General features: G+C 57.8%; 6 protein-coding genes and 6 pseudogenes. 6 read left to right on the top strand and 6 right to left on the bottom strand.

Annotation, left to right across the window (positions count from 1 at the left end):
- Nucleotides 1–183 precede the first annotated feature (183 nt).
- Together HV670_RS31625 and HV670_RS28885 are read right to left on the bottom strand one after the other, a co-directional pair.
- Nucleotides 184–489: pseudogene (locus tag HV670_RS31625) on the bottom strand (ArsB/NhaD family transporter); the annotation flags it as partial.
- A 137-nt stretch (nt 490–626) separates the two neighbouring features.
- On the bottom strand, nt 627–929 hold the full coding sequence (locus HV670_RS28885) for a hypothetical protein (protein ID WP_175108370.1): 303 nt from the start codon (nt 927–929) through the stop codon (nt 627–629).
- Between the two features lie 103 nt (nt 930–1,032).
- Here HV670_RS28885 and HV670_RS28880 point away from each other — a divergent pair.
- The 4 genes and pseudogenes from HV670_RS28880 to ligD (HV670_RS32140) all read left to right on the top strand — a co-directional run.
- Nucleotides 1,033–1,169, top strand: a pseudogene (locus HV670_RS28880) (arsenical-resistance protein); the annotation flags it as partial.
- Between the two features lie 3 nt (nt 1,170–1,172).
- Nucleotides 1,173–1,441 (top strand): annotated as a pseudogene (locus HV670_RS28875) (ArsB/NhaD family transporter); the annotation flags it as partial.
- Nucleotides 1,442–2,311: 870 nt separating this feature from the next.
- On the top strand, nt 2,312–3,169 hold the full coding sequence (locus HV670_RS28870) for a DUF5131 family protein (protein ID WP_175108369.1): 858 nt from the start codon (nt 2,312–2,314) through the stop codon (nt 3,167–3,169).
- Between the two features lie 155 nt (nt 3,170–3,324).
- Nucleotides 3,325–3,423 (top strand): annotated as a pseudogene (gene ligD, locus HV670_RS32140) (non-homologous end-joining DNA ligase LigD); the annotation flags it as partial.
- Here ligD (HV670_RS32140) and ligD (HV670_RS32135) read toward each other — a convergent pair.
- The 3 genes and pseudogenes from ligD (HV670_RS32135) to HV670_RS28860 form a co-directional block, all read right to left on the bottom strand.
- Nucleotides 3,399–3,767 carry a non-homologous end-joining DNA ligase LigD gene (gene ligD / locus HV670_RS32135; RefSeq protein ID WP_425511484.1) on the bottom strand — a complete coding sequence of 123 codons (369 nt, stop codon included), beginning with the start codon at nt 3,765–3,767 and terminating at the stop codon, nt 3,399–3,401. The pseudogene ligD (HV670_RS32140) and the gene ligD (HV670_RS32135) sit on opposite strands and share 25 nt — an antisense overlap.
- A 268-nt stretch (nt 3,768–4,035) precedes the next feature.
- Nucleotides 4,036–4,255, bottom strand: a pseudogene (locus HV670_RS31620) (hypothetical protein).
- 875 nt (nt 4,256–5,130) lie between these two features.
- Entirely contained in the window at nt 5,131–5,313 is a 183-nt protein-coding gene (locus HV670_RS28860) for a hypothetical protein (protein ID WP_175108368.1), read from the bottom strand.
- Between HV670_RS28860 and HV670_RS28855 the strand changes: the two are divergent.
- Nucleotides 5,296–5,481, top strand: a pseudogene (locus tag HV670_RS28855) (IS3 family transposase); the annotation flags it as partial. The gene HV670_RS28860 and the pseudogene HV670_RS28855 sit on opposite strands and share 18 nt — an antisense overlap.
- A gap of 372 nt (nt 5,482–5,853) precedes the next feature.
- Here HV670_RS28855 and HV670_RS32130 read toward each other — a convergent pair.
- Complete coding sequence (locus HV670_RS32130) at nt 5,854–6,465, bottom strand: H-NS family nucleoid-associated regulatory protein (protein WP_425511485.1); 612 nt, start codon at nt 6,463–6,465, stop codon at nt 5,854–5,856.
- A 686-nt stretch (nt 6,466–7,151) separates the two neighbouring features.
- Between HV670_RS32130 and HV670_RS28845 the strand changes: the two genes are divergently transcribed.
- Nucleotides 7,152–7,403 (top strand): transposase (locus tag HV670_RS28845; RefSeq protein WP_425511483.1); only part of this gene is annotated, 252 nt, incomplete at its 3' end.

Here is a 7,403-nt window from a genome sequence, read left to right as displayed (position 1 = left end):
GCCGCCCGGAAGGATGCCAGAGAAGGTCGACAGGCCAAAGATGCTGTCGTAGGAGCGATTCTCGAGCATGAGAACGAAGACGTGCTGTATCGCTGCCATTGCTTCTCTCCCTTGACGCTTGTTGGGTTGTTCGGCCACGATACTCCGAAAACAGGCGGGCGCGAGCGCCATCAACCTTTGAGGTCAGCCTTGGGCTCTGTGTGCAACAAGATACCGGCAGCCTGGCCGTGGTAACCGCTCGAGTGGAGTCACAAATTCGCGCTTAATGCGACCGCAGCCTAATGCGGCGGCGAGAACCGGCAGGGTCACCACGACACCCAGCTTCAAGAAAGACCATGCGGGCACTTCGATGCCGTCGCGACGCAGCGCTGTGAGCCAAAGGATGGTTGCCAAGGAGCCAGTGACGGAAAAGTTCGGGCCAAGGTCCACCCCAAGCAGAACTGCGCTAGCGATTCGCGTGGACGTGTGCGCGGCGGTAAGCGCTGAGCCGTGGCAATTCACCAGCTTTCGTTTTCCGCCTTCGTTACCTTGTTCTGAAGCGCGCGCTCCTGTGCTCCGTTTCTTCCTGTGTGCATTTCGCATCCCGGTTAGTCCGCGAGCACCATATCGGTGAGAACCACCGGCTTTCACACATGAACCTTGCAGTACCAGGCCTGTGCAAACCTCGCTGCTCCGCGCACCTCAACGCCCGTCAAGGCAAAGGTATCGTCCGATAGCTCCGTAAGCTTTGCATCCATTAACGGTGCAAGCAATTCACCGGGCGTGGTCGTTCCGTGCGCTCTCAGTCTTGCCACGGTCACATGTGTTGCCAGCTCACCCCCGAGTTCGGACTCGATGGTCAACTCGCCGGATGTCGTTGTCTGTTGGTCGGAGTTGCCGTCGGAGAGCGGTTGGCCATTGAGACGCATCGTTGTGACTTTTACTCGCATGTCTCGACTCCAGGGGAAAGCGACGCGATGGCGTACATAGATTATCGCGCCGGCTTTGGGAGCGCAGCAGACCTTTGCTAAAAATCTCTCCTCATTCTTCTAACTGGCAGTGGCGACTGCAATTAACCTGTTCGTTCTGAAATCTGGCGCCGCGTTGGCGACGGTGGTCGACGTGCTCATCGAGTTGCCGGTTATGCTGGCGTCGTCAAGGTAGTCAACTCGTCCCGACGCTCGTATCAGTTTTTATCGTCGGTCATGAATAACATGCCGACGGTACTGGTGGGTGCGTTGTCTATCGATGCAAGCCAGCCACCGGAATCGTCAAGGAAGCCATGGTGTTCGCCAACGTGATTGGCAGCGACCTCGGCCCGAAGATAGCGCCAATGGGGTCCCTTGCGACGCTGCTGTGGCTGCATGTGCTGGCTCGCAAGAACGTAACAATTACATGGGGCTATTACTTCAAGACAGGTATCGTCTTGACGCTGCCCATCCTGGTTGTTACCTTGAGGGCACGCAAAGTATCGAGTTTGGAAAATCGCCCTGCGGAGAAAATCCATCCCGACTCGAGACGCGCGCGTCCCTGGAATCCCAAGTCCTGCCACCGGTGTAAACACGTTGAAGCCATCGCTTGCTGGCTAGGCTAGGCCCGACTCGCGTCAAAACTGCAGTCGCACGGGCGAGGACCGCCACACAGGGTGGGCATGCGCTCAAAGCTGTCAAAGCATGCGTTTGGCGCGTCCGACTTGCACGCAAACTGACTCGGCACACGGAATCGTAGCGCTTTAGTGACAGAGTTGTATTGTGGGTGCAACTACGGCTCTTTTCTCTACGCGGAGAGGACATCATGCGCGCGCAACGGTCTCCCGAAGCAAATCTCGCGTTTATCTACAAGGGCGCCTGTGTTCGAATAGAAACGTATCCGAAGGAAGCTGGGGCATACGCATGGTCTTTCTCCATTGACGGGGCGGACTTTCGGGGTCCGGAGCATGTCCGCGCGCAAAGCAAACAGGCTGTGGAAGCTGCAGCACGGGATACCGCAAAGCGCCAAATCGACGGGCGGAAATCTAACTTCGGCGTCGCATTAACGTGCGCGACAGAGCGACCACGGTACACGGAGCAAGCAATCATGCCGACAAACGCGTTCCGATACACGTTCGAAGAGCTTGTGTTTGCGCTCCTTCGTGAACAGGGAATCACGACCGGACGTTGGGCGCTAAGCTTAGAGTTCATCCCTACCGCGGCGACAATGAAGCCGAATGAGAGCCTCGCGATTCCGTTGCCGGCAATCGTCTTCTCAGTCACCGGCGCAACACTGACTCGAGTTGACGACCCGAACACTCCTGGCGTCGACGCGAGTCGCCTATAGGTCCAGGGCATCCGGCATGGGAAAAGACTCTCGCATCGAATGGACGCATCACACCTTCAACCCATGGTGGGGTTGCGTCAAGGTGTCGGCCGCCTGTGACCATTGTTATGCGGAAACTTGGGCAAAACGTCTGGGGGAAGACCTGTGGGGCCCACATACCGCCAGGCGCTTCTTCAGTGAGGCCCACTGGAAAGAGCCGATTAAATGGGACAAGGACGCCGCCCAGGAAAAAGTTCGCCGGCGCGTATTTTGTGCATCCATGGCCGACGTTTTCGAGAACAGACCGGACCTTGTCGCTGAGCGCCGACGGTTGCTGGACCTTATCGGTCAGACGCCGAACCTTGACTGGTTACTTCTCACGAAGCGAATTCATTTGGTTCGGAAACAGTTGCCAAAAGGATACGACTTTCCGAAGAATGTTTGGCTGGGGACCACAGTGGAAAATCAGACAGAAGCCAGAAAGAGAATCAAGTATCTTCTCGAGTTTTCGTCGCCTTCCGTACGATTTCTATCTTGTGAGCCTCTTTTGTCGGCTGTCGACCTCAGCGAATATCTCGTTCGCAACGACAAGGGAACCAGAGTTGACTGGGTGATTGTCGGCGGTGAATCCGGCGCTGGCTCACGTCCAATGGACCCCGCGTGGCCAGTTGCACTGCAACGTCAATGCGCACAGGCGAAAGTCCCCTTTCATTTCAAACAATGGGGACGCTGGGCACCTGTCGAGCAGGCGGCCGACGTGATGACGAAGAACACACCCGTCAGAGTCTTTCGGCAGGACGGCTCAGAGGTCTCCGTTGCGGCTATCGGTAAGGGCAAAGCAGGACGGATATTGTCCGGTAAGCACTGGGACCAGTTCCCGCGCAACACCTTCTAGCCAAAGGAACGGAAGGCCGGGAACGCGCGGTGAATATCTCGTCAGCCCAGAGAAGGGTTGTACAAGTTGCCGCAGCGCAGTACTGGCATCGCTGCAGATTGCTGCGCTATCCGGCGAGGATGTTTCATCGTAGGCGCTTTATTGCCCACGCCAACGGCCTGAAAGCCTGGCTAAAGACGAGCGGCGGCAAGGGGCTGCATGTCGTCGTGCCGCTGACGCCAAGACTCGACTACCAATCTGTGAAGTCGTTCTCGCATGGGTCCTGCGTTTGAAAACTGAGATATTCTCTCCCTGTTTGCGCGGTCGGTCGGACAGTTGCTTCCAGGAGACCGGCATCGTAGACACCCATCCCGGGCCGCGTCCGCGCGGAAAATGCAGTGACGGTGGTCTGCGCCTTCCCGTTGCGCAGATAGTCGACGTAGACTTTTTCGATTCTGTTGGCGTTCGTCCGCCATCTGGCAAAAACAATTCCCGAGCGCTTTTCGGCGACGTCGTTGGGTAGCGTACTGGACTGCGCGCAGTTTTTAAGCGATTGTCCTGTCGTATCCAGTTCGAGCCGGAAGTCATAGTGGAGCCGGCTCGCCCAGTGCTTTTGCACGACGAAACCCGGATGTGCGAGACCGGCTGTTTAGTTCGCACCCGACGGCGCGGGTTCGGGCGTGACCCGGAATTCCCGCATATTCCTGTAGCGGGAAAGAGGTGTAGATGTCGGGCCGCGCGCCGAGACCATGACGGTACGCTAGTCCAATGGACACTGTCCGGAGCCATCAGGCCGCAACGGACGATTCTGTCGGACCCCTAGGAAGGTTAATGGCGCACCCGCAAGGCATCGCAGCCGCGATGCGCCGCGCAGTCGGTATGAAAGGTTAGCGTCGGGCTTCCGTGCCCTGCACTTCGCCATGCCTGTGCGAGTGTGTCGCCGCGTACTTCAACTCGAAGTGCGCCCCCTTGCCGCTACGCGTTGGAGGAAAGTGCTCGCCCTCGACGCAGGTGACCTCGAAAGTGTCCTTCCCTCGTCTGCACCACCGAGTAAATACCCGAGACCTTCACAATTTCGCGCGGCTTATACGCATTGTCGCCAGCCATCGTTTTCCCCTTTTTAAGTTGCTGAGAACCGACAGACAGCAAGTAGCGTTCCGCGCTTCGTGGCTGGAGTGCAGACCCTGGATTTTTTCATAGCTGGGGCTGCCTATTCTTGCGGCGGTCGCGACCAAGTCGCACAGAGCGGCGTCGAGGTAACAGGAAGGGGAGCCTGAAGCGAACCGAGAAGCGGAAGGCATGCTCGGAAAACGCTCGCCGGAGCGGGAGTCAACCATGCGAGTGAAGAAGCGAAAGCGTCGTCTAGCGGGACAGGCTTAACGACGCGCTTGCGGTTCTCCATGACCATCACTGGCGCATACCCACAGAAAATGTTCAGCATGTCGGCCGTGGTGTCGACTAGTTCCTACATGCTCACATAGCTCGTCCGGCGATTCCCAACCGGTCGCTGCGTTAAAATATCGGCGCATCGCAGTGGCCGGAGGCATTGCATCGCGCTACTCGTAGACACTCACTTATACCCACTGGATTACCATGAAACTCGTTTTCAAGAGAGCTCTTGCTGTTCTCATCGTGGCCGCGTTCGCTGCCCCGGCCGTGTCGTTCGCTGACACGCATCACGATAGCCGGCACGCCCCTGTGCGACGCCATTTTCAGCCCCATCATCCTCAGCCTCACCATCACGTCCCCTCGCACGGATAAGCATTGCGCCCCAACAAGGCACGTCTGGTAGAGAACGGTTTGCCCCGCGACGGGCAAACCGCTTTTCGGCTCTATGTTATGTCCTGCCGGGTATGCCGGCACGCGACCCGCCGCGCTCGCATCTTTATCGAGCTCGGGTGAGTACAACCCTTACCATAACGGGAGAAATGCGCACAGCGCTGGCGCGTAGCTTTTCAAGGACCGGAAATTATTAGGGGTCGCTAATTGACGCGGCCGCCGTCGGCGTCGATGAACATGTGCGATTCATCGCTCACGTCAAAACGTCTCCCTACTCGCGCATCCCTCACAGCGCCGCCGCCGTTGTTTTTGTCGACTGCAATAGCCGTGGCGTTCGTCACAGCAAGATTTTTTGTTGTGTGCAAGATAAAGCCGAGCTGATTCATCGTCGAGCACCCTGGAAAACCAAGGAGGCTGTGGAGTTCGCCACCCTGGAGTGGGTGTCATGGTTTAACAACCATCGACTGCTGGAACTCATCGGCTACATCCCTCCGGCCGAAGGTGAGGCAAACTACTACCGGCAACCCCGCGCGCTCCAGAAAGCAATTCAATGAGCATGTCCCAGTCGCGCGTCTGACCGGCGGCTGCCGCGAGGTTTTCAAGAGCTCGAGATGTCTGTCCGTCGACATCCCTGCCGAGCAACGGCCGGTACGCACGATGAGGCGAACCGCGATGACTTCGACGGCGAGCTAGTCGAATCTGTCGTTTCAACACTCCAGGAACTCGGCGCTCTGGACCTTCGGCGAGGCAAATAGAATTTCGTGGGACGGGTGAACGCCTTCCTCACGAACGTTCCCGTGGGGAAGGCGTTGGCACCGTCTCGGCCGGTCATGTTCTTCCGCATGACCATTCTTCGGTGTGAGCGGCCCAAGACCTGCTCAGCACGCCGACCTGAGCTGACGTGACGTTCAGGCTTTGGATGATGCTCAAGCAGACGTTAGACGTTCAGGCTGACACCGACGTAGTAACAACGTCTGGCGCTTGAGCGGAAGCATCGACAGAGGGAGCCGCGGCACTGTATCTTGGTCTTTCACCTTCTTGACCGCAGCCTTCTTCGTGGGCGTCTTCTTTGGCGGCGCCTTCCTTGCGACCGTCTTGACCGCCACCGACTTCTTGGCTGCCGGCGTGCCGCTCTTCTTAGCAGCCGCCTTCTTCGTCACAGCCTTCTTCGCGGGCGCGGCCTTCTTTGCGGCCGCTGCTTTTTTCGCCGGAGCAGCCTTCTTTGCGCTTGCCGCCTTTTTCGCTGGCGCCTCTTCCTTGCCTACAGCTTTTGTCTTCGGAGACTCGGCGGCGCTGACTGCCCCTGCAATAAGGAATTTCGTCCGGTCCTTGGCACCAGCCAGCCACGCCGGAGCACGCCCGCGCCCACTCCATGTCGCCCCAGTCTTGGGGTCACGGTAAAGCGCCGGATGCGGACCTCTGCGCTGCCCCTTGCCCGCAGTCGCACCAACCGTCTTCGAAACCTTCTTGACCGCAGTCTTGGCCTTGCTCGAAGCATCGGCCAGCGCCGCGACAACCGCTTCAGCGCCGTCTGCAATCAGGAACTTCCTTCGGTCCTTCGCTTCAGCAATCCATTTCGGCGCGCGACCATGGCCAGTCCAGGTGGCACCTGTTTTAGGATGTTGATATTCGGCGCGGTTCCACCCTTTAGATTACTGGAAGCCTTTGCCTTGACGTTCGGAACACTCCCGTTCGCCGCTTTCGCTTCGCGCTTTGCCTTGGCTTCAACTTCAACGTCTACTATCGTCAAGCCGTGCTCCAGCATCAATGCCCGGATTTGGTCGACCGCTGCTTGCGCCTTTCTTGCAATCAAGGCATCGGCTTGAACCTGCAGTTTTTTCATCTTCGCCTGGATTTGTTGAGTGTCGGCATTGAGGTCTCTTATATGGAATTGCCGAACTATGCCACGCCCGCCGCAATTGCAAAAGATGCCGACAGGGGCTTGGCGTTACACAGGTGCAACCAAAAAATCCGGACGTACTTGCGATAGTCCGCCGGAATCTGAGCCGAGTAGCACATCAGTATCTCCGGTTGGTCCGGCCGCCACGGGCCTCGAGGTTCCAGGCTACAACCACCCGTCGTCAGGCTGCTCACAACGCTGTTCTTCTTTCGACACGGACGACGGGTGCTGGCATGTGTTTCCACCTCGGGGCGATGGACCGCAGATTGACCGTAAGCGATCAATACCCCACACATAGCTGAGGCGGTTGAAATAACGGAGGATGTGTCCATCAAATTTAATGGACATATCGCGATGATCGAAAACAGGCTGGATTTTTTACCGCTGCGAGTCACACATGTTGCCCCGGACGGCAGACGAAGTTTCAATAGGCAGGACAAGCGACAGCTAATCGAGGTGTGCCTACAACCCGGCGTCTCGGTTGCCGGCATGGCGCTCAAGGCCAACGTGAACGCGAACCAGTTGCGCCAATGGATTCATAAGTACCAGGCGACCCGTCAAGACGCGGATGCACAG

Origin of the sequence: Pararobbsia alpina, assembly GCF_902859895.1 — a bacterium.
Lineage (GTDB): Bacteria > Pseudomonadota > Gammaproteobacteria > Burkholderiales > Burkholderiaceae > Pararobbsia > Pararobbsia alpina.
The sequence above is the reverse complement of the archived record's forward strand: the minus strand, read 5'-3'. Positions and strand labels throughout refer to the sequence as shown.